Here is a 24671-nt window from a genome sequence, read left to right on the forward strand (position 1 = left end):
GACCGGCTCTAGATGGCTATCAGGACCACCATCTGGGTGATCACATTCCCGCCACGCGGACCGTCGATGCGTGCCGTGATCACGAAGTGGGTCTGCGGCACCCCGTCGAACAGGGCGCCATCGGTCTTCATGCTGTTGCCGACGCCGACCGCGTTACCCAGCGCGGCCGGATTGGCGGTGGTCCGCACGCAGTAGTTGTTCGGCGCATTGGTGGGCTCCGCCATGGTGCACATGCGATGGATCACGTAGCGGATAGTGTTCCCCCTGCCGTCGGCGACCGAGCGGGAGCCGTCCCAGAATTCGGTGGAACGCACGCTTAGGCGGGTGTTCATGGTGGCGCGATATCCCTGCGCTCCGATATTACTGTTGAGCGCCGCCCGGTTCAGGGTCGCCGTCTGGCTAAGCCAGTTGAAGCCGGCATGCAGTCCAAAATCGTTTGCACGCGCCAGCTGGGCATCGTAGGCGAGGTTGGCGGCCGTGAGCGTGGTCGAGTTACTAGAACGCAGCAAGTAAATGCTCGAGACCAGCAGGATCAGGAGCATGATCAGCATGACCGGCAGCGCGATCCCGAGCTGCCGCACCCTGGGAAGTGGTTGAAAGGGCTTCATGACGAGATTGGCCTCCAGCCCGCGTTGCGCAGCGGGACGATGGTCTCGAAGACACGGTAGCGGTAGCAGCGCCAGTCCACGGTGTCGCCGGTGACCGCAACGTCCACCTGCACAGGCGCGGTGTTGCCGTTGTCGGCGCCCAGCGTCGCAAACACGGTGGGGAGTACAGTGGTCGCGGTGCACTGGCCGGTTGCGGCGTTCGGGCGTTCCGGGTTTTTCGAGCGTGCCACCACCGCAATCCGCAGTGCAGCAATGCGGGCATAGTCACCGGCCCCGCCCGCCAGGCCGTCACTGTCGGCATCCAGCATATCGCTCGACCAGGTGCTCACGCGCATGCCTGTCTCCGGCTGGAATGCCGTGCCGGCGCGGGTATCGAGACCGTATTGCGCCTTGAGCCCCACGATGTTGTCCGCCACCACCTGTGAAGTCTCGCTGGAACCAGGCAGGTCGGTCGCGCGCAGGCGCAGGAATCCACGCTCGACAGACCAGGTACGCAATGCCAGGCTGGTCACCGGACCGAGATTGAAGACGCGCGACTGCCCCAGCTTGTATTGCTCGCCCAGCGCCCCGCTGTTGAAGCGATAGCCGGCGCCGCCGATCATCACGAACTGGTCCGCAGGCGGCGCCGGGACGAGGTCGATGTCGTTGGAGATCTGGGCGATCGAGCATCTGCCGCCTTGCTTTTCCGGCGCCACCAGGATCACGTCGCCTTGCGCAAAGCCGTAGGGCCTGCGGTCGACGACGATCTGCGTGCCGCCGAGGTAATTCTGCAGCAGGCGCATGATCCCGGTTCCCGAAGGTGAACTGCCGGCGTACAGGCTGAGACGGTCGGAGCCGGTCCCGCCGTTTTCAATGACGGCAGCCGCAAGCGGACGTACGGTCACGCCCCCGCGCTGGGCCGGGGCCAGCTGGAAGTTCTCGCTGTCGGTGAGCACCGTATCGCAGCCGACGATCAGCGGTTCGTTGATGCCGAAGCCGGCGTATTCGGCGTCGCCGCTGATCGAGAACATGGCCAACATGCCGTTCTGCATCGAATCCGAGCCGCCCAGCGCGGCTTCCTTGTTCTTCTGCGAATCGGTCATCAGGCGGGTGGCGAAGATCACGGCGAGCAGGCCGATGACGACGCTAACCATCAGCTCGACCAACGAGAATCCGCCTGGTTTGCGCTGGATGCTCATTCGGCCCCCGCCACGTAGGAAACGATTTGGTGCGTATTCTCCGGCGTGTCGGCCTTGCGGCGCCAGCTGATCCTGATGTCGACAACCGTTGGCATGGCCGCGGCGACCGGCACGGCGACGCCGACCGTGATCGAAGCACCCGGAATCAGTCGTGCGGTCTCGGCATGCCAGGCCGCCAGGCGCGCCGGCGGCACCGCGCCGGCGGCGACCCTGTATTCGCCGATGTTGGCGATGTCGGTGTTCATCACGCCGAGCAGCTTGTTGGCGGCGATCGCCGCCTCGGCGCGCAGGCCGGCGTCGGCCAGCGCCGACACCGAGCGCGCCTGCAGGCCCACCGTCCCGATCACGCCGATGGCAAGGATGACGATGGCCAGCAGCGCTTCGAGCATGGCGATGCCCTGCTGGGCGCGGGCGCGCATGGGAAATGGCGGACGTGGACGCATCATTCGGGGCACCTGCGCGAGTCGTTGTCGGCGGCATTCGGTTCGCACTTGGCGGCCACGCCGGCCAGGGTCAGCACCACGCTGGTGGCGCGGAAGTCGTTGCTGCCGGCGTTGGAGGGCGCCGTCAGGTCGATGCGCATCATGCGGCTGGCGGTGCGGGTATCGACCCAGCCCAGCGGCGTGAAGTAGACGGCGGTGTCGCCGTCCGGGCCCGGGGTGACGAGCACGCGGGTCCGGGGAGGCAGCGCATCGGCGTTGCGCGCGATCGATTTCACCCCTGCTCCCGCATCCTGCTCCGCCTTGACGGCGGTGCCCGTGGTGGACCAGTTGCCGGTTGCCTCGCCGCAGGGCGCTTCCGGCGTGGGGAAGCAGACGTCGACCTGCCAGTCGTACTGGCCGCTCGCCGCGTTCGGGCTCAGGACCAGGCGGCTGGCGCTGTTGTTGGCCAGGGCCTGGGCGCGCGCCAGGGTGAAGCCTTCGGCATAGAAGCCGCCGGCGGCATTGGCCTTGGTGGCGGCCAGCCAGTCGCTCATGCGCGGCACGCCGATCGCCAGCATGATCGCCATGATGGCGAGCACCACCATCGCCTCCACCAGCGTGAAGCCGGCGGCGCGCATGGCCTGGGCCCGCGTCACTGCGCGCATCGGCCTTCCTTGCGGTCGACCCAGCACGCGGCGTTGGAGGACCAGCCGCTCGGCACGGCGGTGGTCACGCGGTTGCCGTTCTGGTCGATGGTGAAGGTGAAGCCGGCGGCGCCGTTGCGGCCGTTCGCGGTGAGCAGGTAGGCGCTGGCGGTGGCCGTCGTCAGGGTGAAGGTGAAGTTCTGGGACGCCTGCGGCATCTGCCCGGCGGCGGTGTCGAAACCGGCATAGCTGCGGTTATTCGACCAGTGCTGCTCGAGCTTCGGCTGGGCGCCGGACAGGCCGGTGAAGGCCTCGGACAGGCGCGCGCGCATCATGTAGCCGTTGTAGGATGGCAGGGCAATGGCCGTCAGGATGCCGATCACGGCCACCGCGATCATGATCTCGATGAGGGTAAAGCCGGCCTGGCGCTTGTGCATGCTGTTCTCCTGAGGGAGTGTTTCCATGCGGCATCATACCGCAGGAAGCTTGCATTTCCCTGAGGAAAAGCTGACAAATTCCTGACAGGCGCACAGCGTCCTGTCTTGTCAAGCCGGCGGGAAGCGCACCGTGAAGCGGGCGCCCCGCCCGTCGGACCCGCTCTCGAGCAGAACGGCGCCGCCATGCAGGGCGGCGATGTCGCGCACGATGGCCAGGCCCAGCCCGCTGCCGCTGCTGTGCTCGTCCAGGCGGACGAAGCGCTGGAATACCCGAGCCCGTTTTTCCGGCGCGATGCCGGGTCCGGAATCCTCGACCACGAACTGCGCGCCTTCGAGGGTGGCGCCGCAGCGCACGGTGACGACCCCGCCCTCCGGCGTGTAGCGCAGCGCATTGTCGACCAGGTTGTCGACCAGGTCGCGCAGCATGTGACGGTCGCCTGCCAGCGGGCACGGAGCCAGTTCGAAACCCAGGTCGATGTCCTTGCACGCGGCCTGTTCGACGAAAGGCTGGACGGCCTCGGCGACGATGTCGGCCAGGTCGAGCGGGGCGAGCCGGGCGCGCGCCAGGCGGTCCGGCCCCGCACGCTCGAGCGAAAGGAGCTGGTTGGCCTGGCGGATCATGCGTTCGTTGGCGGCCAGCAGCAGTTCGACCACCTTGATCGATTCCGGATCCGAACGGTGGCGGCCGGCCAGCCATTCGAGCTGCAGGCGCAGGCCGGCGAGCGGTGTGCGCAGCTGGTGGGCGACGTTGGCGCGGAAGTCGTCCTGGGCGCGGCTGCCGGCGGCGATCCGTTCGAGCAGGGCATTGAAGGCGCTGACCAGGGGCGCCAGTTCGCGCGGCATGCCGGCATCGTCGAGGGGCGCCAGGTCGCCGCTGCCGCGCGCATCGAGGCGGGCGCGCAGGCGCGCCAGCGGCGCCAGGCCATTGCCGACCGAGAACCACACCAGGCCGACCAGAGCCAGGCTGAACAGCACTTCGAGCAGCACCAGGGCGCGCAGGATGGCCGCGCGCACCTGTTGCCGCTGCACCAGGGTCCGGGCGACCCCGACCTCGACCGGGCCTTGCGGACTGGCCACCAGCACCGTGGCCGCGCGCACCGGCTGGCCGGCGATGCGGGCATCACGCACCAGGCCGGCCGCGCCCATCTGCGGAAAGCCCGGATCGCCGGCGAGCACGCGGCCGCCCTTCAGGCGCACCACGAACCAGCTGGCGTCCGGTGCGCCCGCGCCCAGCAGGCGCCCGGCCGAGGCCGGCGCGTCGACCTCTACCCTGCCGCCGTCGACGCGCACGCGGGTGGCCAGGCCGGTGGCGGCGTCGAGCAGGCCCTGGTCGAAGGCCAGCTGGGCCGGGGTCCAGGCCAGCAGGTAGGTCAGGCTGGCGGCGAGGAGGTTGAACACCAGGATCGGAAGCACCAGCCACTTGAGCAGGCGTAGGCGGATGCTGCCCATCGCCTAGGGATTCGCCGCTTCGAGCAGGTAACCGAAGCCGCGAACGGTGCGGATCGCGACCCCGGCGCCTTCCAGCTTGAGGCGCAGGCGCGAGACGTAGACCTCGACCGCGTTCAGGGTCAGGTCTTCGCCCCAGGGGGCAATGGTGTCGATGATCTGCTGTTTGGAGACCACCCGCCCGGCCTGCTGCAACAGGTATTCGAGCACGGCCCACTCGCGCGCCGACAGTTCCAGGGCACGCTCGCCAATGCGCGCGCGCCGGGTGGCGCTGTCGAGCACCAGCTGGCCGAGCCCGTGCTGCGCCGGTGGCGGAGCGTGGCGCCGCGCCAGGGCGCGGATGCGCGCGACCAGCTCGACAGTGGCGAAGGGCTTGACCAGGTAGTCGTCGGCGCCGGACTCGAGTCCCCTGACCCGGTCCTCGACGGCGTCGCGGGCGGTCAGCAGGAGGACCGGCAGCTGGCTGCCGCGGGCACGCAGGCGGCGCAGCACCTCGAAGCCGTCGATGCCGGGCAGGCCGATGTCGAGCACGAGGACGGCACTGGTGCTTGCGGCCTGCAGGCGGACATCGGCGGCAAGGCCGTCGCGCAGCAATTCGACCTGCATGTCCTGCGCTTGCAGGGCACGGACCAGCCCATCGGCCAGCACGGCATCGTCTTCGACCAGCAGGAGCGGCAGGGGCATCGGCGCAAGAGCGAAAGTGAAAGTCCTATTATCCGCGATTTAATTGCCTCAGCAAAACAAAAAGAGATATCAGAACGACATTTCTCCAGTAGGACTGGACTGACAAAAGACCATGGGGCAAGCCTACACAGGGGCGACTGCCAGTCTTATGTTCGGCAACAGACGATAGCTTTAATGTACACACATCGCGATGAGGCAAAGAAAAACAGCCGAAGAGATCGCCCCCGATGCACGTTAGAGATAAAGAGGACAACAAATGAACAACACTCAACTTGGTGGTACGCAGAAGCTGCAACACAAGATCCCAGCCACGAGTGAGACTGTGAAATCCGCGTCCCGCCCCGTTGTCAGCTACAGCGGCACCCAGCAGAACGAACTGCTCGGCGCCCTGCCCCGCCAAGACCTGGAAAGCCTGTTCGAGCACCTGGAACTCGTCCCTCTGCCCTTCGGCAAGGAGTTGTTCGAGTATGGCAGCAAATTGGAATACGTGTATTTCCCGACCACGGCAATCGTGTCGCTGCTGTATGTGATGGAAGACGGCGCCACCACCGAAATCGCGGTGGTCGGCCATGAAGGCGCGGTCGGCGTGTCGCTGTTCATGGGCGAACGCGCCACCTGCAGCGCCGTGGTGCAGAGCGCCGGCTACGGCTACCGCCTGAAAACCCAGTTCCTGCGTGACGCATTCAACAAGGGCGGCGCCCTGCCCCAGCTCTTGATGCGCTACACCAACGCCCTGTTCGCCCAGATGGCCCAGAACGCCGTCGGCGGCCGCCACAGCTCGATCGAGCAGAAACTGTGCCGCTGGCTGCTGGACCGCCTGGACCGCTCGGCCAGCATGGAACTGAAAGTGACCCAGGAACTCATCTCGATCATGCTGGGCGTGCGCCGCGAAAGCATCACCGCCGCCGCCGGCAAGCTGCAGGATGAAGGCCTGATCCAGTACCGCCGCGGCAATATCACCGTGCTGGACCGTGCCGGCCTCGAAGAATACGCCGGCGAATGCTACAAGGTCGCCAAGTCGGAATACGACCGCCTGCTCATGGATGTGGCGCGTTAATCGGGAGTTCGCCGGCCACGACCGAGTTGGCCGGCTGCTTCACGGATAGACCGCTCGACGCCGTCCCCGGCAAATCCGGTGGCGGCGTCGTCGTTTCCAGGCCTGGCGTGATCAAGGCAGGCCCCTCGCCTCCCGGCGCCGCCTTCGGCAACCAGGCGCGCACGCAGGTGCCGACATTGTTCACACCGCGCTCCACGCTGAGCGTGCCGCCCAGCAGCAGCGCACGTTCGCGCATGCCCAGCAGGCCATGCGATTTCGACTTGGCCATGGCGTCGGGCGGGATGCCGATGCCGTCGTCCGTGATTTCCAGGTCCCAGCCGTCCGGCTCGCGCGTCAGGTTGACGATCACGGTGCGCGCCTTCGCGTACTTGGCGATATTGTTCAGGGCTTCCTGGGTGATACGGAACAGCGCGATCGCCTGCATGGGGCCGGCCGCATCGGCCTCGTGGTCGATCAGGGCGTCGCAGTCGAGGGCGGTGACGCGCGCATAATCGGCGCAATAACTCTGCAGCGCGGCCGACAGGCCCATATTGTCGAGCAGGCTCGGACGCAGGTTCTCGATGATGCGGCGCTTGAGCTGGACGGTGTCGACCAGGGTCCTGCGGGCGCGCCCCAGCATCGTGACCAGTTCCGGGTGGCTGCCCTTGAGCTGTTCGCTCACCGAGGTCATGTCCATGCCGATCGCGGTGAGGTTCGCCCCCATCTCGTCGTGCAGCTCGCGCGCCAGGCGCGACTTCTCTTCTTCCGACACGCGGATCAGGTGGCGCGACAGCACCGACAGCTGCTCGGTACGCTCGGCCACGATGGCTTCCAGGCTGTCGTTGGTCAGCTGCAGCGCCCGCTCGGCTTCGAGGCGCAGGCCGAAACTGCGCTGTACGAGGTTGTAGAAGAGCAGGATGACAAGGATGGCGGCGGCATTGATGCCCACGCCCGAGAGCACCGTGCGGCGCGACTGTTCATAGAAGGCGGCAGTGCGCGCGGCCAGCAGTTCGTTCTGCTCGCGCGTCATGATCACGACCTGCAGCCGGATCTCGTCCATCTCGCCGCGCGCATCGGCCGCCGCCGAGATGGCGACGATGTCGACCAGGCCGCCCTGGCGATACACTTCGAGCGACTGGTGCATGAGCGCCAGCTTCTTCTGCACGAGCGAGCGCAGCTGCGTCAGGTTGCGGGTCTGCGAGGGGCTGTCGGCCAGCAGCACGCTCAGTGCGCGCAGCTGGTTGTCGATCTGCTGGGGCGCTTCGCGCAGGGCCCCGAGATTGACTTCCGAACCCGACAGAAAATAGCCGCGCAAGCCGCTTTCGGCATCGGTCACGAGCAGGTTCAGGTACTGGAGTTCGTCGGAGACGCGCGCGGTCTGGGCCTGCAGCGCGTTCGCCGAGCGCAGGTCGTCGAGATTCCGGATGAGGAAGACGCCGTTGATGACGAGGATGACCACGCACGCCACGCACAACAAGGTCTTGGAGAGCGGCAAACCGCGCAGCCGCTTGCCGTCGAAGGCAGTGGAAAAGTACATGGGCTTCCTTTCGCGCAACTTATGCCGTCCCGGGGATTATAGTCGCGTTAGCGAAATGTTGCACCGCCGCGAAAGGAAGATGTCACGGTTGGTTGCATACAGGTCACAGCGCTTTCCCTGAGAAAAGCAAGAGCGTGGCACTGGCGCCTCGCCTGCACAGCAGGCATCGACGGCAGTATGCGCCTGCAGCGCCGTCAATACAAGCACTGGCAGAGCGTCTTGGCGAAAGGAAGAGGAATTGCGTTCGCGCGCCGCGGCGGAACCGCGGGCGCGATGGGACAGCTCAGTCGAGCAGGTTGTTCTTCATGGCGTAATAGGTCAGGTCGCTGTTCGACTGCAGGCCCATTTTTTCCATGATGCGGGTACGGTAGGTGGACACCGTCTTGATCGACAGCGAGAGCGCATTGCCGATGTCGGACACGGTCGCGCCCTTGGCCAGGCGCAGGAAGACCTGGAATTCGCGGTCCGACAGCTCGGTGTGCAGCGCGGTATTCGGATCGCGGTCGAAGCTCTGGGCGAGCAGTTCGCCCACGGTCGAGCTCACGTAACGGCGGCCCTGGTACACGGTACGCACGGCGGTCTTGAGCTCATCCGCTTCGCATTCCTTGTTGAGGTAGCCGTTCGCGCCCATCTTGAACAGATTGAGCGCGTACTGCTGCGCCGGATAACCGGACAGGATCAGCACCGGCAGATTGGGCTGGCCCTGGCGGATGGTGCGCAGGATGTCGATGCCGCTCTGGTCCGGCATCGCGATGTCGAGCAGGAGCACGTCGCAGATCTCGCGACGCGCGATGTCGAGGGCTTCCCGCCCGGTGGCGCCTTCGGCGACGACTTCGAAATCGCCCGACGACGAGAAAATCTGCTTGAATCCTGCTCGAACTATTTGGTGATCGTCACAAATGGCAACGCGTATCATTGTCTTCCCTTAAATTTTCCCTGTTCAGGAAAGTGCCAAGTCCGTCTCCACGCCCCGGCTTGCATGCGTTGATATCAGCATGACCGCAGGTGACATTCTAACACTACGGCGCAGCGCATCAAGGCGCACACTTGCTGAGTTTGCATTACATGCAGCGAACCTATCGTGCGACGCATGAAGCGCCGCATGAGGGACCTGGACCAACGGAGGTGATGAAGCTGCGAGTGCTGGTCGGCCCGGGCCGACCGCTGCTCAGGCGAGGCTGGCGCCCTGCCGCAGCAACGCCAGGATGTCCTGCAGTTCGGCCCGCACCTGTTCGATGTCGACGCTCGGTGCGACCGGCGCCGGCGCCGGGATGTGCGCGAGCTCGTCCGGCTCCGGGATCGCGTGGCCGCGGCCGTCGAGACGATTGCGGGCGCCGCTGATGGTGAAGCCCTGTTCGTACAGCAGCTCGCGGATGCGCCGGATCAGCAGCACTTCGTGGTGCTGGTAGTAGCGGCGGTTGCCACGGCGCTTGACCGGCTTAAGCTGGGTAAACTCCTGCTCCCAATAGCGCAGCACGTGCGGTTTCACACCGCACAGCTCGCTCACTTCGCCGATCGTGAAATAACGCTTGGCCGGGATCGGCGGCAGCACGGCCGGTTCAGGTTTGTGAGGTCGATCAGTCATCTAGCACTCAGGCAGCACGTGCCAGCGAGTTACCTGGTGGATTGGTTTCCTCAACCATTCCCTTGAGTTTCTGGCTGGCGTGGAAAGTCACGACGCGGCGCGCCGTGATGGGGATCTCTTCCCCGGTTTTCGGATTGCGTCCCGGCCGCTGCGGCTTGTCGCGCAACTGGAAGTTGCCGAAGCCCGACAGCTTGACCGCTTCGCCGCGTTCGAGCGCGTTGCGGATCTCGTCGAAGAAGGTTTCGACCATGTCCTTGGCTTCGCGCTTGTTCAGGCCGACCTGCTCGAACAGCAGCTCGGCCAGCTCGGCCTTGGTCAGGGTCGGCAGTTCCTTTTCCGCTTCCTTCCGCACCCGCGCGACTTGCATCGCGCGATGCAGATCGGCCGCCAGCGCTTCCTGGAACACGGCCGAATCAACGTCGTTGTTATTAATTTTGAAGCCCTACCTTCAAGTGAAACGATGTTTTGGAACGCGATGCCGAGGCATCGCTATGCACGCAGCTTGGCGCCGACTTTTTGTTCCGCCGCACTGGCGATCGCGGCCATGATGGCGTCGACCGCTTCGTCCTGCAGCGTCGATTGAGTATCTTGCAAGGTGAAGCGGAAAGCAAGGCTTTTTTCATCCGTCTCCAGCCCTTTGCCGCGATATTCATCAAACAAAACAACGGCTTGCACGATCTTGCCTGCAGGATTCGAAGCGATCTCGGCATGGAAGGTGTCCAGCACTTCCTGGGCGGCGACGCCCTGCTTCACCACCAGCGCCAGGTCGCGCGTGGCGCCCGGGAACTTCGAAATCTCGGCATAGCTCGGCACGGCGCGCTGGCGCAGGGCCTCGGCGTCGACTTCGAACAGCACCGGCGCCTGCGGCAGGTCGTACTTCTGCAGCCAGCGCGGATGCAGTTCGCCGATGAAGCCGATGCGCTTGCCATCGAGCTCGACGAAGGCGCTGCGGCCCGGGTGCAGTGCCGGATGTTCGCCCTTCACGAAGCGCAGGGTCGCTGGGGCGAACAGCGCCTCCAGGTCGGCCTTGACGTCGAAGAAGTCGACTGCGCGGGTCTTCTCGCCCCACTGCTCGTCGACGAGCGGGCCGTAGGCGATGGCGGCGACGCGTTTCGGCTGGTCGTAGCCGGCGATGGCCAGCGGACCGTCCTGGGCGTCCGGGTTGCGGTGGAAGACCGCGCCGATCTCGAACACGCGCACGCGGCCTGCCTTGCGGTTGACGTTGTAGCGCACGTTGGCCAGCAGGCTGCCGGCCAGGTTCGAACGCATCACGCTCAGCTGGCTGGCGATCGGATTCTGCAGGCGGATCGGCTCGGCGTTGGCAGCAAAATCCTGCTCCCAGGCGGCTTCCACGAAGCTCATGTTGACCACTTCCTGGTAGCCGATGTCGGCCAGCTGGTGGCGGATCGCGAACAGGGAGCGGGTGTTTTCCGGCGCGATCAGCATCGCGCTCGGGGCGACCGGCGGGTTGGCCGGGATGTTCTCGAAACCGTAGACGCGGGCGACTTCCTCGATCAGGTCTTCCTCGATCTCGATGTCGAAGCGGTACGATGGCGAGGTCACGTGGAAGACGCCCGGTCCGTCGCTACCGGCTTCGTGCGTGAACGGCAGCTGCAGGCGGGTGAAGATATCGGCCACGACTTCATCGGTCAGCGGCACGCCGATCACCTTGGCGGCGCGGGCGGTGCGCATGGCAACCGGTTTCGGCTGCGGCAGGTTGACGGACTGGTCGTCCACCGGGCCCACTTTCGTCTCGGGCGTGCCGCAGATCTCGACGATCAGTGCGGTGATGCGCTCGATGTGTTCCACGGTGGTGGCGTAGTCCACGCCGCGCTCGAAGCGGTGCGCCGCGTCGGTCGAGAAGTTGTACTTGCGGGCGCGGCCCTGAATGGCGTTCGGCCACCAGAATGCGGCTTCCAGGTAGATGTCGGTGGTGTCGAGTGTCACGGCGGTCGAGTCGCCGCCCATGATGCCGGCCAGCGATTCGATTTCCTTGTCGTCGGCGATCACGCCGACCCATTCGTCGACCTCGATGGTGTTGCCGTTCAGTAGTTTCAGGGTTTCGCCCTTCCGGCCCCAGCGGACATCCAGGCCGCCGTGGATCTTGGCCAGGTCGAAGACGTGCGAAGGACGGCCGACTTCGAGCATCACGTAGTTCGAGATGTCGACCAGGGCCGAGACCGAACGCTGGCCGCTGCGCTCGAGGCGGCGCACCATCCAGTCAGGCGTTGCGGCGCGCGCGTTCAGGCCGCGGATGACGCGGCCCGAGAAGCGGCCGCACAGGTCCGGCGCGGAGATCTTCACCGGCAGGATTTCGTCCGTGGTCACCGGCACGAGGCGGGTGGTCGGCACGTGCAGCGGCGTGCCGGTCAGGGCCGACACTTCGCGCGCCACGCCCAGCAGCGACAGGCAGTCCGCCTTGTTCGGGGTCAGCTTGATGGTGAACTTCAGGTCGTTCAGGCCCAGGTAGTCACGGATGTTCGCGCCGACCGGCGCGTCTTCCGGCAGCTCCATCAGGCCGCTGCTCTCTTCCGAGATTTTCAGTTCCTTGGCCGAGCACATCATGCCCTGCGACTCGACGCCGCGCAGCTTGCCGACCTTGATTTCGAACGGCTTGCCATCGGCGCCAGGCGGCAGCACGGCGCCGGCCTTGGCGCAGATCGCCTTCATGCCCGCGCGCACGTTCGGCGCGCCGCAGACGATGTTCAACAGCGTGCCGGTGCCCACGTCCACCTGGCAGACGTTGAGGCGGTCGGCATTCGGGTGCTTGGCCACTTCCTTGACTTCGGCGACCACCACGTTCGAGAACGGGGGCGCGACCGCTTCGACTTCCTCGACTTCGAGGCCCGACATGGTGAGCAGGTGCGAAAGTTCATCCGAGGTCAACTTCGGATCGACCATGGAACGGAGCCAGTTTTCAGAGAATTGCATATTCTTTGCCTTCTTCGCTGCAAATTAGTTTAAATGGCCTCAGAAACCGTAGCGAGCGGCGGCAGTTTTGCTTGAGAAGCGCAGCTGTACTTGAGTACAGCGAGCATCGCAAAGCGGAACTGCAACGCGCAGTAGGTTTATGAGGTCATTTTCAGTTGAACTGTTTCAGGAAACGGAGATCGCCTTCGTAGAACAGGCGCAGGTCGTTGATCCCGTAGCGCAGCATGGTCAGGCGCTCGAGGCCGGAGCCGAACGCGAAACCGATGAACTGTTCCGGATCCAGGCCGAAGTTGCGCACGACGGTCGGATGGACCTGGCCGGCGCCCGACACTTCCAGCCAGCGGCCCTTCAGGGGACCGGAGCCGAAGGCGATGTCGATCTCGGCCGACGGTTCGGTAAACGGGAAGTAGGACGGACGGAAGCGCACCTGCAGGTCGTCGGTCTCGAAGAAGGCTTTCACGAAGTTCAGGTAGACGCCCTTGAGGTCGGCAAAGCTGATGTTCTCGCCGATCCACAGGCCTTCGACCTGGTGGAACATCGGCGAGTGGGTGGCGTCGCTGTCGACGCGGTAGGTGCGGCCCGGCGCGATCACCTTGATCGGCGGCGTGTGGGTGCGCGCATAGCGCACCTGCATCGGGCTGGTGTGGGTGCGCAGCAGCAGCGGTTTGCCGGTGCTGTCATTGCCCTCGATGTAGAAGGTGTCCTGCATCGAACGGGCCGGGTGGTTTTCCGGGCTGTTCAGTGCGGTGAAGTTGGTCCAGTCGGTTTCGATCTCGGGGCCGTCGGCCACGTCGAAGCCGATCGAGCGGAAGATCTGTTCGACGCGCTCCCAGGTGCGCATCACCGGGTGGATGCCGCCTTTCGCACGGCCGCGGCCCGGCAGGGTCACGTCGATGGCCTCCAGATTCAGGCGCGCTTCCAGCTGGGCATTGGCCAGGGCGTCGCGGCGGGCGGTCAAGGCCTGTTCGATTTTTTCTTTGGCGGCATTGATGAGGGCGCCCTGCGCCTTGCGCTGTTCCGGGTCGAGCTTGCCCAGACCCTTCATGAGGTCGGTGACTTGCCCGGTCTTGCCCAGGTATTTGGCTTTGGCGTTTTCGAGCGCGGCCGCGTCGGGCGCGGCGGTGAAGTCAGCCTGGGCTGAGGAGACGAGATCTTCCAGCGATTGCATCTTGTTCTTTTCCTGTTTGTAGGTGGCAGGAGCCACAATCAAAAACGGGGCACAGGTTGAAAACCGTGCCCCGCTCTTTTTGCACCAGGCTCAGTGAAGAGCCCGGCGCTGGTCTTGCTAGCTAACTGACTGATTAGGCAGCCAGCTTGGCCTTGGCGGCGGTGACAATCGCGGCAAATGCCGGCTTGTCGTGCACAGCCATGTCGGCCAGGACTTTACGGTCCAGTTCAATTCCGGACTTCTTCAGGCCGTTCATGAAGGCGCTGTAGGTCATGCCGTGCGAACGCGATGCTGCGTTGATACGGGTGATCCACAGAGCGCGGAAGACGCGCTTCTTGTTACGACGGTCGCGGTAGGCGTACTGGCCAGCGCGCATGACTGCTTGCTTGGCAATACGGAATACCTTGCTGCGACGGCCGCGGTAGCCTTTAGCAAGTTCAAGGACTTTCTTGTGACGGGCACGTGCAGTAACCCCACGTTTTACTCGAGGCATATTAGCTCCCTTTGTAGATGATTAGTGAGATTAAGCGGAAGGCATCATGCGGTAGACGCTCGTCACGTCCGATGCATTGATGTTACGGGTGCCGCGCAGTTGACGCTTGTTCTTGGTGGTCTTCTTGGTCAGGATGTGACGCTTGAACGCCATACCCGACTTGACGGTACCACCCGGACGCACGCGAAAACGCTTCTTCGCGGAGCTTTTGGTTTTCATTTTTGGCATAGTATTCTGCCCTTTTATAGGCAGCCTCTATACGACAGGATTGCAGGTGGCGGCAACGCCGCTCTTGGATGCCTGCTTTCACTTGTCTTGCAGCCGGCGTCACTACCTTGCCGACTACAACCTGCTTTTTAAAAACAGGAACCGCAGATGATAGCACAGGTTTGCAGGGATGTGTTGGGACGGAGAATGCGTTTTGCGAACGAACTCCCCTCGGACCGTACAAACGACCACAGGCCGGGTCCGGATGCAGCTTGCGCTGGCACCCGGGCCCGGCCCGGCATTCTGACGGCACGAAGACCCCTTGCGGGATTACTTCTTCTTCTTCGGCGCGACCACCATGATCATCTGGCGACCCTCGAGCTTCGGGAACTGCTCGACCTGGCCGTATTCTTCCAGGTCGCCACGCAGGCGCTCGAGCATGCGCATACCGATGTCCTGGTGCGCCATTTCGCGGCCGCGGAAGCGCAGCGTGATCTTGGTCTTGTCGCCGTCTTCCAGGAACTTGATGAGGTTGCGCAGCTTGATGCTGTAGTCGCCTTCATCGGTACCCGGGCGGAACTTGACTTCCTTGACCTGGATGATCTTCTGCTTCAGCTTGGCTTCGTGCGCCTTCTTCTGCTCCGAGTACTTAAACTTGCCGTAGTCCATCAGGCGGCAGACCGGCGGAACCGCGTTCGGCGCGATCTCGACCAGGTCGACGTTCTTTTCCTCGGCCAGGCGGAACGCCTCCGCCAGGCTCACGATGCCCAGCGGTTCGTTTTCCACACCGTTCAGGCGCATTTCGGGATGGGTGATCTCGCCGTTGATGCGATGCTGTTTGTCAGTAGCTATTTTGTTTCCTTTGAAAGTATTGAATTTGGCCGGCGCTATTGTCGCAGATTTTGCTTACTTCGCCTTGGCGGCGACTTCGCCCACCAGGCGCTCCACGAGCGCGTCGACGGGCATGACGCCGAGGTCGACATTGCCGCGGGCACGCACGGCCACCGTATTCGCTTCGCGTTCCTTGTCGCCAACAACCAGAATGTACGGCAGTTTTTGGACGGAATGCTCGCGAATTTTATAAGTAATCTTCTCGTTCCGCAAATCAGCGTGAACGCGCAGGCCTGCCGCGCGCAGCTTGGCCTCGACCTCCTTCACATAATCTGCTTGCGCATCCGAAATATTCAAGACCGCCACCTGCACCGGCGCCAGCCACAACGGCAGTGCGCCGGCGTAGTTTTCGATCAGGATGCCGATGAAGCGCTCCATCGAGCCGACGATCGCACGGTGCAGCATCACCGGAACCTTGCGGGTATTGTCTTCTGCAACATATTCCGCGCCGAGGCGGCCCGGCATCGAGAAGTCGACCTGCATGGTGCCGACCTGCCATGGGCGGCCGAGGCTATCCTTCAGGTGGTACTCGATCTTCGGGCCGTAGAAGGCACCCTCGCCCGGCAGCTCGGTCCATTCCACGCCGCAGGCGCGCAGCGCCGAACGCAGGGCCGCCTCCGCTTCGTCCCACACCTCGTCGCTGCCGATGCGGCTTTCCGGGCGCAGCGCCAGCTTGACGTCGATGTTGTTGAAACCGAAGTCGTCGTACACTTGCATCGCTTGCGAATGGAAGGCGGTCACTTCGGCTTCGATCTGCTCTTCCGTGCAGAAGATGTGGCCATCATCCTGGGTGAAGCCGCGCACGCGCATGATGCCATGCAGCGCGCCCGAGGACTCGTTGCGGTGGCACTGGCCGAACTCGCCATAGCGCAACGGCAGGTCGCGGTAGCTCTTCATGCCCGAGTTATAGATCTGCACGTGGCCCGGGCAGTTCATCGGTTTCAGGGCGTAGGAACGGTTCTCCGAATCCGTGGTGAACATGTTCTCGCGATAGTTATCCCAGTGGCCGGTCTTCTGCCACAGGGTGACGTCGAGGATCTGCGGCGCCTTGACTTCGTCGTAGCCGTTCACCTGGTATTTCTTGCGCATGTATTGCTCGACCTGTTGCCAGATGGTCCAGCCCTTCGGATGCCAGAAGATCAGGCCCGGCGCTTCGTCCTGGAAGTGGAACAGGTCGAGTTGCTTGCCGAGCTTGCGGTGGTCGCGCTTCTCGGCTTCTTCCAGCACGTGCAGGTATTGTTCCTGGTCTTCCTTCTTGGCCCAGGCAGTACCGTAGACGCGCTGCAGCATCTCGTTCTTCGAGTCGCCGCGCCAGTAGGCGCCGGCCAGCTTCATCAGCTTGAAGACCTTCAGCTTGCCGGTCGACGGGACGTGCGGGCCGCGGCACAGGTCGGTAAACCCGCCCTGCTCGTACAGCGACACGTCCTCGTTGGCCGGGATCGAGGCGATGATCTCGGCCTTGTAGGCTTCGCCGATCGACTTGAAGTAGGCAACGGCCTCGTCGCGCGGCAGCACCTTGCGGGTGACCGGCTGGTCTTTCTTGGCCAGTTCCGCCATCTTCTTCTCGATCGCCGCCAGGTCGTCCGGGGTGAACGGGCGCTTGTACGAGAAGTCGTAATAGAAGCCGTTCTCGATGACCGGGCCGATGGTCACTTGCGCTTCCGGGAACAGCTCCTTGACGGCGTGGGCCAGCAGGTGCGCGGTGGAGTGGCGGATGACGTCCAGGCCGTCCGGATCCCTGTCGGTCACGATGGCGAGATCGGCGTCGGACTCGATCAGAAAGGAGGTATCGACCACCTTGCCGTTGACCTTGCCGGCAAGCGCAGCCTTGGCCAGGCTCGGCGCGATGTTCTGGGCCACCTGGGCGACCGTGACGGGACCGTCGAACTGACGGCTGGAACCATCTGGAAGTCGAACGTTAAGCATTGCTGTTCTCCAATGTGGCGCAGCGCGCCGTTAAATATTGAAAATATTGAAAGCCGAATTCTCGAGACGAAAAAAAAACGCGCACCAGGCGCGTTTTTTTCAGTGTTGTCGAGCTTCTTTGGACAAAAGACCACCGTACCGCGTCTAGCGATTCCCCCACAACATAGTCGTAGTTCGCGGTGTCATAACCGTCGGTGCCTTTCTCGCTCTTACCTGGGTACTGCTTGAGTGATCTGGTGGGCGGTGCAGAATTCGAATCTGCGACCCCTTGGATGTCGACCAAGTATTCTAACCAGCTGAACTAACCGCCCGATGCCCGCATTATAAGGAGCGCACCGCGCTTAAGCAAGGCTTGTCCCGGAAAAAGTTTCCTGGCGAGCCTGCCAGGATCGCTTCGGCGGCTTTGATTTACACTATGAGCATGTCAAGCCAACCAGCCGAACCCACCACCGAACACCTGCACGCCCACCTCGACGGCGATGCGCAACACGCCCACATCATCGAGGGGCGCAGCCAGCTGGCGCTCGGGGTGGCGCTCGGCATGACCCTGCTGTTCGCCGTCATCGAAGCCGTCACCGGCTTCATCTCGAACTCGCTGGCCCTGATCTCCGACGCCGGCCACATGGTCACCGATGCCGCCGCCCTGGGCCTGGCCCTGATGGCCCAGGCCATCGCCAGCCGGCCGCCCTCGCACCGCCACTCCTTCGGCTTCGTGCGCGCCGAGGCCCTGGCCGCTTTCGTCAACAGCCTGGCCATGCTGGCGCTGGTGGCGTGGATCGTGTGGGAAGCCGTGCAGCGCCTGATGCACCCGGAAGCCGTGCAGGGCGGCGTGGTGCTGGTAGTCGCGGCGATCGGCGCCGGCATCAACCTGCTGGTCGCCTGGGTGCTGTCGCGCGACAACGCCAGCATCAATACCCGCGCCGCCCTGGTGAACGTGATGGGCGACCTGCTCGGCTCCGTAGCGGCGATCGCCTCCGGCGCCATCATCTATTTCACCGGCTGGGTGCGGGTCGACCCGATCCTGTCGATCTTCGTGGCGCTGCTGATCCTGCGCTCGACGGGCGGCATCCTGCGCGAGTCCTACCACTTCCTGATGGAAGGCGTGCCGGCCGGGATCGACTACCTGCAGGTCGGCGCCAGCCTGAAGGCGGTCGAGGGCGTGCTCGGCGTGCACGACCTGCACGTGTGGGACATGTCGCCCGGCCACCCGGCCCTGATCGGCCACCTCGAGATCGCCAGCCTCGAACAGTGGCCGGCCGTGCTCGCCGCCGTGCGCGCCATGCTGCGCGAGAAGCATGGCATCGACCACGTGACCCTGCAGCCGGAAGCGGCCGGCGGCAAGTCGCTGTAAGCCGCGTCTTACTTGGCGCGAGCCCGCACGCCGATAGCCGCGCGCCGCTCCGCTCCCGCATAATCCACCCATGGATTGCGAACGCACCGTTTTCGACACCCTCATCATCGGCGGCGGACCGGCCGGCCTCACGGCCGCGGTCTACCTGCGCCGGTTCACGCGCCACGTCGCCCTGGTCGACAAGGGCAACAGCCGCCTGTCCTGGATTCCCGTCTCGCACAACTACCCCGGCTTCCCCGATGGGATCAATGGCGTGCAGCTGCTGGAAAACCTGCGCGCCCAGCTCGCCAACTACGGCGGCAGCGTGATGCAGGGCGACATCAGCGGCCTGCGCCTGGAGGACGGCCTCTTCGTGGGGGACTACGCGCCCGTGGACGGTGGCGAGCCCTGCCAGATCCGCGCCCACACCGTCCTGCTGGCCACCGGCGTGGCCGACGCCGGCATGCCGGTCGAGCGCTGGGACGAGGCGGTGCGCTGCGGCGCCGTGCGCCTGTGCCCGGTGTGCGACGGCTGGGACGTGATCGACAAGCGCATCGGCGTGGTGACCTCCGAGATCAACCCGGTCGGCCATGCCCTCTTCATGCGCACCTTCAGCGCCGACGTGCTGCTGTTCGAGCGCGGACCGGTTTCGACCCTCAACGACGAGGAGCGCCAGCAGCTGGCGGCGGCCCAGGTGCGCCTCATCGCGTCGCCGCTGGTGGGCGTGACCATGAGCGAGGACATGAAGCCGATCCTGCACACCAAGGATGGCGAAGACTACCCGTGCGACGTGTTCTACCCGATGCTGGGCGAGAACGCCCGCTCCGACCTGGCGAGCAGCCTGGGCGCCGAGACCGTCGAGTGCCGCAAGCTGCTGGTGGACGACCACTGCCGCACGGGGGTGCCGGGCCTGTTCGCCGTCGGCGACGTCACCCGCGGCCTGAACCAGATCGCGGTGGCGACCGGCCAGGCCGCGCTGGCCGCCACGACCATCCACAACACCTTGCCCTGGGCGCTGCGGCCGGCGAAGGAACCGGCGGCCGGGACATAGCAGGCATGCGCCGCGCACAGGGCATCCGCACCGTCGCGCTACTGGAGGCGACGAAGGGCGTCGTGGTCCTGCTGAGTGGTTTCGGCCTGTTCGCCCTGCTGCACCGGAACGTGCAGGCCCTGGCCGAGGAACTGGTGAAGCACACCCACCTGAACCCGGCGTCGCACGCCCCGCGCATCTTCATCGAATACGCCGGCCACCTGGACGATGCGCGCCTGCAGCAGCTGGCCCTCGCCGCGCTCGCCTATGCGGGTGTGCGCCTGGTGGAGGCCTATGGTTTGTGGTGCCAAAAGACCTGGGGAGAGGGCCTGGCCGCCGCAAGCGGGGCCATCTACCTGCCCTTCGAACTGCGTGAACTGCTCGCGCAGCCCGGCCTCCTGACCTTCTGCCTGTTGCTCCTCAACCTCGCCGTCGTCCTGTTCATGGTCGACAGCCTGCGCCGGCGCCGCGCGGCGCGCCCGTTACGCTGAGAGTATGATCGGGCGAAGAGCAGGCCCGGCATGCATGGGAGAAGTCATGGTTCCGAACCAACCCGGCTTCATTTTCGCCACCGGCATCGAAAACAGCATCCCGACCATCGACGGCGGCGCCGTGCGCATGGACGAGATGGAAAAATGCGGCCACTACCGCCATTGGCGGCGCGACTTCGACCTGGTGCAGGAAATCGGCATCCGCTTCCTGCGCTACGGCCCGCCGCTGCACACCACGCTCGTCGGCCCGGGGCGCTACGACTGGTCCTTCGCCGACGAAACCTTCCCGGAGCTGCGCCGGCGCGGGCTGGTCGCCATCGTCGACCTCTGCCATTTCGGCCTGCCCGACTTCCTCGGCGACTTCCAGAACCCCGACTTCCCCGCCCTGTTCGCCGACTATGCGCGCGCGTTTGCACTGCGCTATCCCTGGATCCAGCTCTACACCCCGGTCAACGAGATGTCGATCTGCGCCCTCTTTTCAGCCCTGTACGGCTGGTGGAACGAGCAGCAGCGCAGCGACCGGGCCTTCGTGACTGCCCTCAAGCACCTGGTCAAGGCCAACCTGCTCGCCATGCGCGCCATCCTCGAAGTGCGGCCCGACGCCCTGTTCATCCAGAGCGAATCGACGGAGTACTTCCACGCCATGACCCCGAAGGCCATCGGTCCGGCCGAGACCATGAACGCGCGCCGCTTCCTGTCGCTCGACCTCAACTACGGCCGCCGGGTGGACTCGACCATGTACGAGTACCTGATGGACAACGGCATGCTCCGCGAGGAGTATCACTTCTTCCTGAATAACAACCTGAAGCACCACTGCATCATGGGGAATGACTACTACCAGACCAACGAGCACCTGGTCGACGCGAACGGCATCACCCGGGCCTCGGGCGAGATCTTCGGCTACGCGGTCATCACCCAGCAGTACTACAACCGCTACCGCCTGCCGGTGATGCACACGGAGACCAATCTGTGCCAGGGGCCGTGCGGCGACGAATCGGTGAAATGGCTGCGCAAGGAATGGGCCAATGTCCTGCGGGTGCGCAACAATGGCGTGCCCCTGGTCGGCTTCACCTGGTATTCGCTCACCGACCAGGTCGACTGGGACACCGCCCTGCGCGAGAACAATGGCCACGTCAATGCGCTGGGCCTGGTGGACCTGGACCGCAATATGCGCCCCGTCGGCCACGCCTACCGCGACCTGATCCGCGACTGGACCGAGGTGCTGCCGACCCAGAGCGTGTGCCTGCAGGTGCCGCTGGCGCTGGACGAGGATTACGCCGAATGCACGCCGCCCATCCCGCCACGGCGCTTCGATGCGGGCGTCGCCACGGGTGCGCCGCGCAACACCGAGTAGGCCGGCAGCTCAGGCAGGCCCATCGCCATGACGTGCCTCCAGCCAGGCCTGGCCGAATTCAACGATGTCGTTTGCATCGATCAGGCGGGCCGCGGCGCGACCGACCTGCCCCTCCCGATGCCGGCCCAGCGCAAGATAGTCGCCTGCGATGCGCTCGACCGCATCCGGACTGCCCGGCCGGGCATATTCGTCCAGGATCCCGTTCGAGTCCCAGTCGCTTGCCGTCACCCAGCGCCGCTCGCCGTCTTCCAGCAGCGGCATCGAGTACATCACCCGGCGTTTGCCAGGGATGCGCGCCACGGCTTCGGCATAGTGCAGCACCGTGACCGCATCAGGGCCCGCGCCGATCGACAGGACCTTGCCGCGCTTGTGCAGCAAGCGCTCGAGCGGCGAGCCGGGACCGTAGGCGCTGCCCATGCAATGGGGCGCGACCAGCCAGCCCGCATCGGGCCCGATCGCGGCCATCGAGGCATCGGGGTGCCCACTGCGCCGGCAGGCCGGGTGGGTGCGGATGAATTCATTGAATGCGCCGAAACCGGGATAGGAAGGCGCGTCCTGCGGGTCGAAGGCCGGCCAGGTGTCGCGCACGGCATCGGGCGCCGTGGCCTGTCCCAGCGTCTCCTCGTACGGAGAATCGCACCAGGAAACGAAGGCCATCAGGTTGCCGGCCGGGCCGATGCTGGCCAGGATGGCGTCGAGGAGGCTGGCAGGACCGCCCGGGAGTGGCCCGACAGCGCGCAGCGACACGTGGGTCATGACCGTATCCCCGGGAAGCAGCCCAAGCGCGCTCAGCTGCCTTGCCAGGTCCTCTGTGGCCAGCATGGAAGGCGCTCCGGTGCTCAGCCCTGTCCCGATGCCAGTGCGATGCGGCGGCGGATGCGCTGGGCTTCCTGCGCGTCGCCCGCCGCTTCGGCGCGCTGGGCCTGCACCCCCAGCCAGGCCAGCAGCGGACGGCGCCAGCCCTGGTTCGAGGCCGTGTCGATGGCCTGGGTGACGCCTTCCGGCGTGAGGCGTCCGGCCTTGAAGGCGGCGCCGGCCGCGACCAGGCGGGCCAGCGGATCGGTCACCGCCGCGACCTGCCCGCCGGCCAGCACGGGCCGGTGCTGTTCCGGCAGCTGGGCCGCGTTCACGTTCTGCCAGCGGCCATAGAGGTAGTCGGCGTAGGCGCGCTGCTCCGGCGTGGCTTCCTGCGCCAGCGCCGCATAGCCCGGGCAGTCGTCGAAATCGAGGCTGGCCACGCGCGCGGCGCAGCGCACCAGTTCGACCTGGGCCACGTAGTCGGGGCGGCCGGTGGCCGTGGTGGCCAGGCGTGCGCTGCGGAAACCCGCGTCGCTGGCTGCCGTATGGCCTTTCAGATAATCGTCGACCGAACCGTCGAGGGAACCCTTCGCATCCGCCTGCCAGTCGGGCGGCAGCGGCTTGCCGGAACAGGCGGTGAGAAGCGCAAGCGTGAGGATGGCAAAGATTCTCATGGCAGCTTGATCTCCTGGTTGCTGCGGGCGAAGGGCCACTTGCGGTTGATCTCGTCGACCAGGCGGTTCACCTTGCGCAGGCTGGCGTCGACCTCGCCGCGCAGCGCGCCCAGGTCTTGCGTGGCGACGCGCGCATTGGCGCCGACGGCCTGGGCCTCGACCAGCACGGCGTCCACCTTCTTCAGCGTGTTGCTGGCGTCCTGCAGCACGGTGTTGAGCTGGCGGACCGCGGCCTGGGCGTCGTCCATCACCCCTTCCTTGCCGTAGACGCGGCGCTCGGTCTTGTCGAGCAGCGAATTGATGCGGTCGAGCGCCTCGCGCAGCTTGCGCGCTTCCACGTCGCTGCCCATCACACCGCCCAGCACGCCGGCCGGGCCGGACATCCGGCCGGTCACGGCATTGATGTTGGCCAGGCTGGCGTTGATGTCGGAGTCGGTCGCCGTCATCGTTTCCAGGTTTTCCAACAGCGAGCGGGCGGTGGCGACGATGCGCGGGATCTCGGCGGTGGCGTCGCCGCGCAGCACGGAGCGCACGGCGCCCGCCGGCAGCGGCGGGTCGTTGAGCAAGCCCGTGAAGGCGCGCAGTCGGGTCTCGCCCACGATGCTCGACTCCAGCGTGAACACGCTCGAGGTACGCAGCCATTTCGCATCCTTGCTCTGGACGTCGACCAGGATCCGCACCTTGCCCTCGGGCGAGAGCTCGACCTGGCTCACGCGCCCGATCGGGAATCCGGCGAAGGTCATGTCCATGCCGGGAATGACGCCGGACGAGTCGTCGGTCTCCAGCACCAGGCGCTGGGTCGGCTCGAACACGCCGCGCGCGTGCATCACGTAGCCGATGAAGGAGACGACCAGGATGCCGATGGCCACCAGCAGGATCATCGCTTTGAGTTCGACGTGTTTCGGTTCGTCCGGCAAGGGTTCGGTCATGACTTCCTGTTCTTCTTAGATGTATTTGAGGGCGAGCGAGGCCGCTTCGATCAGGAGCAGCACGAACAGCAGGCGCAGCGCGCCCGGCTGCACGGTGAAGTTCACGCGGCGCGGATAGCGCTGCAGTTCCAGGATGGCGGCGGTCGGGATCAGGGCCACGGCCAGGCCGAAGAACACGGTCTTGAGCACGAAGCCGACCGTCACCGTGGGCGAGAAGACACGGCCGACGGTGCGGGTGTAGTCGGACAAGCCCCAGGGCAGGAGGCCATACACGTTCACGTAGGCCAGCACCAGCACGATGGTGCTCGTCACTATCGCCATGCTCAGCACGCCGAAGGAGTTCGCGAGCAGCTGCGGCACCATGTCGCGCCGCAGCCGGCGCAGGGCTTCGTCGTTGGCGGCCTGCGGCGACATGCCGGCGCGCGCCAGGCCCAGCGCCGAGACATCGAAGGCCATGCTGGCGCGCAGGGCCACGAACATCGCGGCGGAGAGCGGAATCAGCTCCAGCACAAGCACCCGCACCACCATCTCCAGCGCGAAGTGCGACAGGCCGTAGCTCCTGGCCGTCACCAGCACGATGCGGATGATGACGAGGCTGATCAGGGCGGACGCCAGCGCGAACCAGGGCAGCACCTGCCAGGTGCTGGTATAGATGTAGCGCGCGGCCGACAGGCGGTTCTCGCGGTTGTAGGTGGAGGGCGACAGGGCCATCACGATGGCCACCGCGCCCAGGTGCACCATATACCACCAGCTGCGCAGGTAGCGCAGGGCGGCGAGTCCCCACAGGCTGGGGCGGGCGTAGAGATCGAGGGTTCGGCGCATGATGTCAATATGATACAAATAGTGGCAGCCGTGCCGGATTTTTGTATCGA

Annotated in this window: 26 protein-coding genes and 1 tRNA gene; 5 read left to right on the top strand and 22 right to left on the bottom strand. The window is 65.2% G+C overall.

The features are described from left to right. Positions 1-8: 8 nt before the first annotated feature. The 7 genes from ACQ7JA_RS19280 to ACQ7JA_RS19310 all read right to left on the bottom strand — a co-directional run bounded on the left by ACQ7JA_RS19280 (position 9) and on the right by ACQ7JA_RS19310 (position 5419). A complete protein-coding gene (locus ACQ7JA_RS19280) occupies positions 9-608 on the bottom strand; it encodes a hypothetical protein (protein ID WP_430900674.1) in 600 nt (199 codons plus the stop codon). After that, positions 605-1786 (bottom strand): PilW family protein, encoded by a 1182-nt coding sequence (locus ACQ7JA_RS19285; RefSeq protein ID WP_430900676.1) that lies wholly within the window; start codon positions 1784-1786, stop codon positions 605-607. Before ACQ7JA_RS19285 ends, ACQ7JA_RS19280 begins: the two co-directional genes overlap by 4 nt. Next, positions 1783-2232 carry a type IV pilus modification PilV family protein gene (locus ACQ7JA_RS19290; protein ID WP_430900678.1) on the bottom strand — a complete coding sequence of 150 codons (450 nt, stop codon included), beginning with the start codon at positions 2230-2232 and terminating at the stop codon, positions 1783-1785. The genes ACQ7JA_RS19285 and ACQ7JA_RS19290 overlap by 4 nt, the downstream gene beginning before the upstream one ends. Then, a complete protein-coding gene (locus ACQ7JA_RS19295) occupies positions 2229-2873 on the bottom strand; it encodes a pilus assembly FimT family protein (protein ID WP_430900680.1) in 645 nt (214 codons plus the stop codon). Before ACQ7JA_RS19295 ends, ACQ7JA_RS19290 begins: the two co-directional genes overlap by 4 nt. Further along, the gene (locus ACQ7JA_RS19300) at positions 2861-3289 is read right to left on the bottom strand and encodes a type IV pilin protein (protein ID WP_430900682.1); all 429 of its coding nucleotides are present in this window, start codon (positions 3287-3289) and stop codon (positions 2861-2863) included. Before ACQ7JA_RS19300 ends, ACQ7JA_RS19295 begins: the two co-directional genes overlap by 13 nt. A 108-nt stretch (positions 3290-3397) precedes the next feature. Continuing rightward, positions 3398-4738 carry a sensor histidine kinase gene (locus tag ACQ7JA_RS19305; protein WP_430900684.1) on the bottom strand — a complete coding sequence of 447 codons (1341 nt, stop codon included), beginning with the start codon at positions 4736-4738 and terminating at the stop codon, positions 3398-3400. Between the two features lie 3 nt (positions 4739-4741). After that, a complete protein-coding gene (locus ACQ7JA_RS19310) occupies positions 4742-5419 on the bottom strand; it encodes a response regulator transcription factor (protein ID WP_430900686.1) in 678 nt (225 codons plus the stop codon). 256 nt (positions 5420-5675) lie between these two features. On the opposite strand from ACQ7JA_RS19310, the gene ACQ7JA_RS19315 reads away from it, so the two are divergent. Further along, positions 5676-6476: a Crp/Fnr family transcriptional regulator gene (locus tag ACQ7JA_RS19315; protein WP_430900688.1), complete on the top strand. Its 801-nt coding sequence runs from the start codon at positions 5676-5678 to the stop codon at positions 6474-6476. Here ACQ7JA_RS19315 and ACQ7JA_RS19320 read toward each other — a convergent pair. From ACQ7JA_RS19320 to ACQ7JA_RS19370, 11 genes are all read right to left on the bottom strand, one after another. Continuing rightward, entirely contained in the window at positions 6457-7992 is a 1536-nt protein-coding gene (locus ACQ7JA_RS19320) for a sensor histidine kinase (protein ID WP_430900690.1), read from the bottom strand. The genes ACQ7JA_RS19315 and ACQ7JA_RS19320 overlap by 20 nt on opposite strands. Positions 7993-8275: 283 nt before the next feature. Then, positions 8276-8908 carry a response regulator gene (locus ACQ7JA_RS19325; RefSeq protein ID WP_005667428.1) on the bottom strand — a complete coding sequence of 211 codons (633 nt, stop codon included), beginning with the start codon at positions 8906-8908 and terminating at the stop codon, positions 8276-8278. A 252-nt stretch (positions 8909-9160) separates the two neighbouring features. Then, the gene (locus ACQ7JA_RS19330; RefSeq protein ID WP_430900693.1) at positions 9161-9577 is read right to left on the bottom strand and encodes a MerR family transcriptional regulator; all 417 of its coding nucleotides are present in this window, start codon (positions 9575-9577) and stop codon (positions 9161-9163) included. A 7-nt stretch (positions 9578-9584) separates the two neighbouring features. After that, entirely contained in the window at positions 9585-9944 is a 360-nt protein-coding gene (locus tag ACQ7JA_RS19335) for an integration host factor subunit alpha (RefSeq protein ID WP_258828962.1), read from the bottom strand. 122 nt (positions 9945-10066) lie between these two features. Next, on the bottom strand, positions 10067-12508 hold the full coding sequence (gene pheT, locus ACQ7JA_RS19340; RefSeq protein ID WP_430900695.1) for a phenylalanine--tRNA ligase subunit beta: 2442 nt from the start codon (positions 12506-12508) through the stop codon (positions 10067-10069). A gap of 151 nt (positions 12509-12659) precedes the next feature. Beyond that, positions 12660-13676: a phenylalanine--tRNA ligase subunit alpha gene (gene pheS / locus ACQ7JA_RS19345; protein ID WP_430900697.1), complete on the bottom strand. Its 1017-nt coding sequence runs from the start codon at positions 13674-13676 to the stop codon at positions 12660-12662. 133 nt (positions 13677-13809) lie between these two features. After that, on the bottom strand, positions 13810-14169 hold the full coding sequence (rplT, locus tag ACQ7JA_RS19350; protein WP_027865360.1) for a 50S ribosomal protein L20: 360 nt from the start codon (positions 14167-14169) through the stop codon (positions 13810-13812). Positions 14170-14199: 30 nt separating this feature from the next. Further along, positions 14200-14397, bottom strand: a complete 198-nt coding sequence (gene rpmI / locus ACQ7JA_RS19355; protein ID WP_026354218.1) for a 50S ribosomal protein L35 — start codon at positions 14395-14397, stop codon at positions 14200-14202. A 309-nt stretch (positions 14398-14706) separates the two neighbouring features. Then, positions 14707-15228 (bottom strand): translation initiation factor IF-3, encoded by a 522-nt coding sequence (gene infC / locus ACQ7JA_RS19360; protein ID WP_430900738.1) that lies wholly within the window; start codon positions 15226-15228, stop codon positions 14707-14709. A 54-nt stretch (positions 15229-15282) separates the two neighbouring features. After that, positions 15283-17193, bottom strand: a complete 1911-nt coding sequence (gene thrS / locus ACQ7JA_RS19365) for a threonine--tRNA ligase (protein ID WP_430900700.1) — start codon at positions 17191-17193, stop codon at positions 15283-15285. Between the two features lie 234 nt (positions 17194-17427). Next, positions 17428-17504 (bottom strand) — tRNA-Val (locus ACQ7JA_RS19370). A 110-nt stretch (positions 17505-17614) separates the two neighbouring features. On the opposite strand from ACQ7JA_RS19370, the gene ACQ7JA_RS19375 reads away from it, so the two are divergent. The 4 genes from ACQ7JA_RS19375 to ACQ7JA_RS19390 all read left to right on the top strand — a co-directional run bounded on the left by ACQ7JA_RS19375 (position 17615) and on the right by ACQ7JA_RS19390 (position 21398). Continuing rightward, positions 17615-18544, top strand: coding sequence for a cation diffusion facilitator family transporter (locus tag ACQ7JA_RS19375; protein ID WP_430900702.1), 930 nt, complete (start codon positions 17615-17617; stop codon positions 18542-18544). 70 nt (positions 18545-18614) lie between these two features. After that, positions 18615-19574: an NAD(P)/FAD-dependent oxidoreductase gene (locus tag ACQ7JA_RS19380; RefSeq protein ID WP_430900704.1), complete on the top strand. Its 960-nt coding sequence runs from the start codon at positions 18615-18617 to the stop codon at positions 19572-19574. A 5-nt stretch (positions 19575-19579) separates the two neighbouring features. Then, complete coding sequence (locus ACQ7JA_RS19385; protein ID WP_430900706.1) at positions 19580-20044, top strand: DUF2127 domain-containing protein; 465 nt, start codon at positions 19580-19582, stop codon at positions 20042-20044. Positions 20045-20090: 46 nt separating this feature from the next. Continuing rightward, a complete protein-coding gene (locus tag ACQ7JA_RS19390; protein ID WP_430900708.1) occupies positions 20091-21398 on the top strand; it encodes a family 1 glycosylhydrolase in 1308 nt (435 codons plus the stop codon). Between the two features lie 9 nt (positions 21399-21407). Here the strand turns inward: ACQ7JA_RS19390 and aac(3) are convergent, their stop codons facing one another. The 4 genes from aac(3) to ACQ7JA_RS19410 are packed head-to-tail and all read right to left on the bottom strand — an operon-like array spanning position 21408 to position 24621. Then, entirely contained in the window at positions 21408-22220 is an 813-nt protein-coding gene (gene aac(3) / locus ACQ7JA_RS19395) for an aminoglycoside 3-N-acetyltransferase (protein ID WP_430900710.1), read from the bottom strand. Positions 22221-22237: 17 nt separating this feature from the next. Further along, positions 22238-22870, bottom strand: coding sequence for a hypothetical protein (locus ACQ7JA_RS19400; protein WP_430900712.1), 633 nt, complete (start codon positions 22868-22870; stop codon positions 22238-22240). Next, positions 22867-23799, bottom strand: coding sequence for an MlaD family protein (locus tag ACQ7JA_RS19405; RefSeq protein ID WP_430900714.1), 933 nt, complete (start codon positions 23797-23799; stop codon positions 22867-22869). The genes ACQ7JA_RS19400 and ACQ7JA_RS19405 overlap by 4 nt, the downstream gene beginning before the upstream one ends. 15 nt (positions 23800-23814) lie before the next feature. After that, on the bottom strand, positions 23815-24621 hold the full coding sequence (locus ACQ7JA_RS19410) for an MlaE family ABC transporter permease (protein ID WP_430900716.1): 807 nt from the start codon (positions 24619-24621) through the stop codon (positions 23815-23817). Between the last annotated feature and the right edge of the window lie 50 nt (positions 24622-24671).

This window comes from Massilia sp. BKSP1R2A-1 (assembly GCF_050586525.1).
GTDB lineage: Bacteria > Pseudomonadota > Gammaproteobacteria > Burkholderiales > Burkholderiaceae_D > Telluria.

Coding starts and splice junctions, on each gene's coding strand:
- ACQ7JA_RS19280 (WP_430900674.1), bottom strand. CDS start 608: ATGAAGCCCTTTCAACCACTTCCCAGGGTGCGGCAGCTCGGGATCGCG.
- pheS (WP_430900697.1), bottom strand. CDS start 13,676: ATGCAATCGCTGGAAGATCTCGTCTCCTCAGCCCAGGCTGACTTCACC.
- ACQ7JA_RS19330 (WP_430900693.1), bottom strand. CDS start 9,577: ATGACTGATCGACCTCACAAACCTGAACCGGCCGTGCTGCCGCCGATC.
- ACQ7JA_RS19390 (WP_430900708.1), top strand. CDS start 20,091: ATGGTTCCGAACCAACCCGGCTTCATTTTCGCCACCGGCATCGAAAAC.
- ACQ7JA_RS19385 (WP_430900706.1), top strand. CDS start 19,580: ATGCGCCGCGCACAGGGCATCCGCACCGTCGCGCTACTGGAGGCGACG.
- ACQ7JA_RS19380 (WP_430900704.1), top strand. CDS start 18,615: ATGGATTGCGAACGCACCGTTTTCGACACCCTCATCATCGGCGGCGGA.
- ACQ7JA_RS19325 (WP_005667428.1), bottom strand. CDS start 8,908: ATGATACGCGTTGCCATTTGTGACGATCACCAAATAGTTCGAGCAGGA.
- ACQ7JA_RS19310 (WP_430900686.1), bottom strand. CDS start 5,419: ATGCCCCTGCCGCTCCTGCTGGTCGAAGACGATGCCGTGCTGGCCGAT.
- ACQ7JA_RS19405 (WP_430900714.1), bottom strand. CDS start 23,799: ATGACCGAACCCTTGCCGGACGAACCGAAACACGTCGAACTCAAAGCG.
- ACQ7JA_RS19285 (WP_430900676.1), bottom strand. CDS start 1,786: ATGAGCATCCAGCGCAAACCAGGCGGATTCTCGTTGGTCGAGCTGATG.
- thrS (WP_430900700.1), bottom strand. CDS start 17,193: ATGCTTAACGTTCGACTTCCAGATGGTTCCAGCCGTCAGTTCGACGGT.
- ACQ7JA_RS19290 (WP_430900678.1), bottom strand. CDS start 2,232: ATGATGCGTCCACGTCCGCCATTTCCCATGCGCGCCCGCGCCCAGCAG.
- ACQ7JA_RS19410 (WP_430900716.1), bottom strand. CDS start 24,621: ATGCGCCGAACCCTCGATCTCTACGCCCGCCCCAGCCTGTGGGGACTC.
- ACQ7JA_RS19400 (WP_430900712.1), bottom strand. CDS start 22,870: ATGAGAATCTTTGCCATCCTCACGCTTGCGCTTCTCACCGCCTGTTCC.
- ACQ7JA_RS19300 (WP_430900682.1), bottom strand. CDS start 3,289: ATGCACAAGCGCCAGGCCGGCTTTACCCTCATCGAGATCATGATCGCG.
- pheT (WP_430900695.1), bottom strand. CDS start 12,508: ATGCAATTCTCTGAAAACTGGCTCCGTTCCATGGTCGATCCGAAGTTG.
- ACQ7JA_RS19305 (WP_430900684.1), bottom strand. CDS start 4,738: ATGGGCAGCATCCGCCTACGCCTGCTCAAGTGGCTGGTGCTTCCGATC.
- rplT (WP_027865360.1), bottom strand. CDS start 14,169: ATGCCTCGAGTAAAACGTGGGGTTACTGCACGTGCCCGTCACAAGAAA.
- ACQ7JA_RS19320 (WP_430900690.1), bottom strand. CDS start 7,992: ATGTACTTTTCCACTGCCTTCGACGGCAAGCGGCTGCGCGGTTTGCCG.
- ACQ7JA_RS19295 (WP_430900680.1), bottom strand. CDS start 2,873: ATGCGCGCAGTGACGCGGGCCCAGGCCATGCGCGCCGCCGGCTTCACG.
- ACQ7JA_RS19315 (WP_430900688.1), top strand. CDS start 5,676: ATGAACAACACTCAACTTGGTGGTACGCAGAAGCTGCAACACAAGATC.
- ACQ7JA_RS19335 (WP_258828962.1), bottom strand. CDS start 9,944: ATGCAAGTCGCGCGGGTGCGGAAGGAAGCGGAAAAGGAACTGCCGACC.
- rpmI (WP_026354218.1), bottom strand. CDS start 14,397: ATGCCAAAAATGAAAACCAAAAGCTCCGCGAAGAAGCGTTTTCGCGTG.
- ACQ7JA_RS19375 (WP_430900702.1), top strand. CDS start 17,615: ATGTCAAGCCAACCAGCCGAACCCACCACCGAACACCTGCACGCCCAC.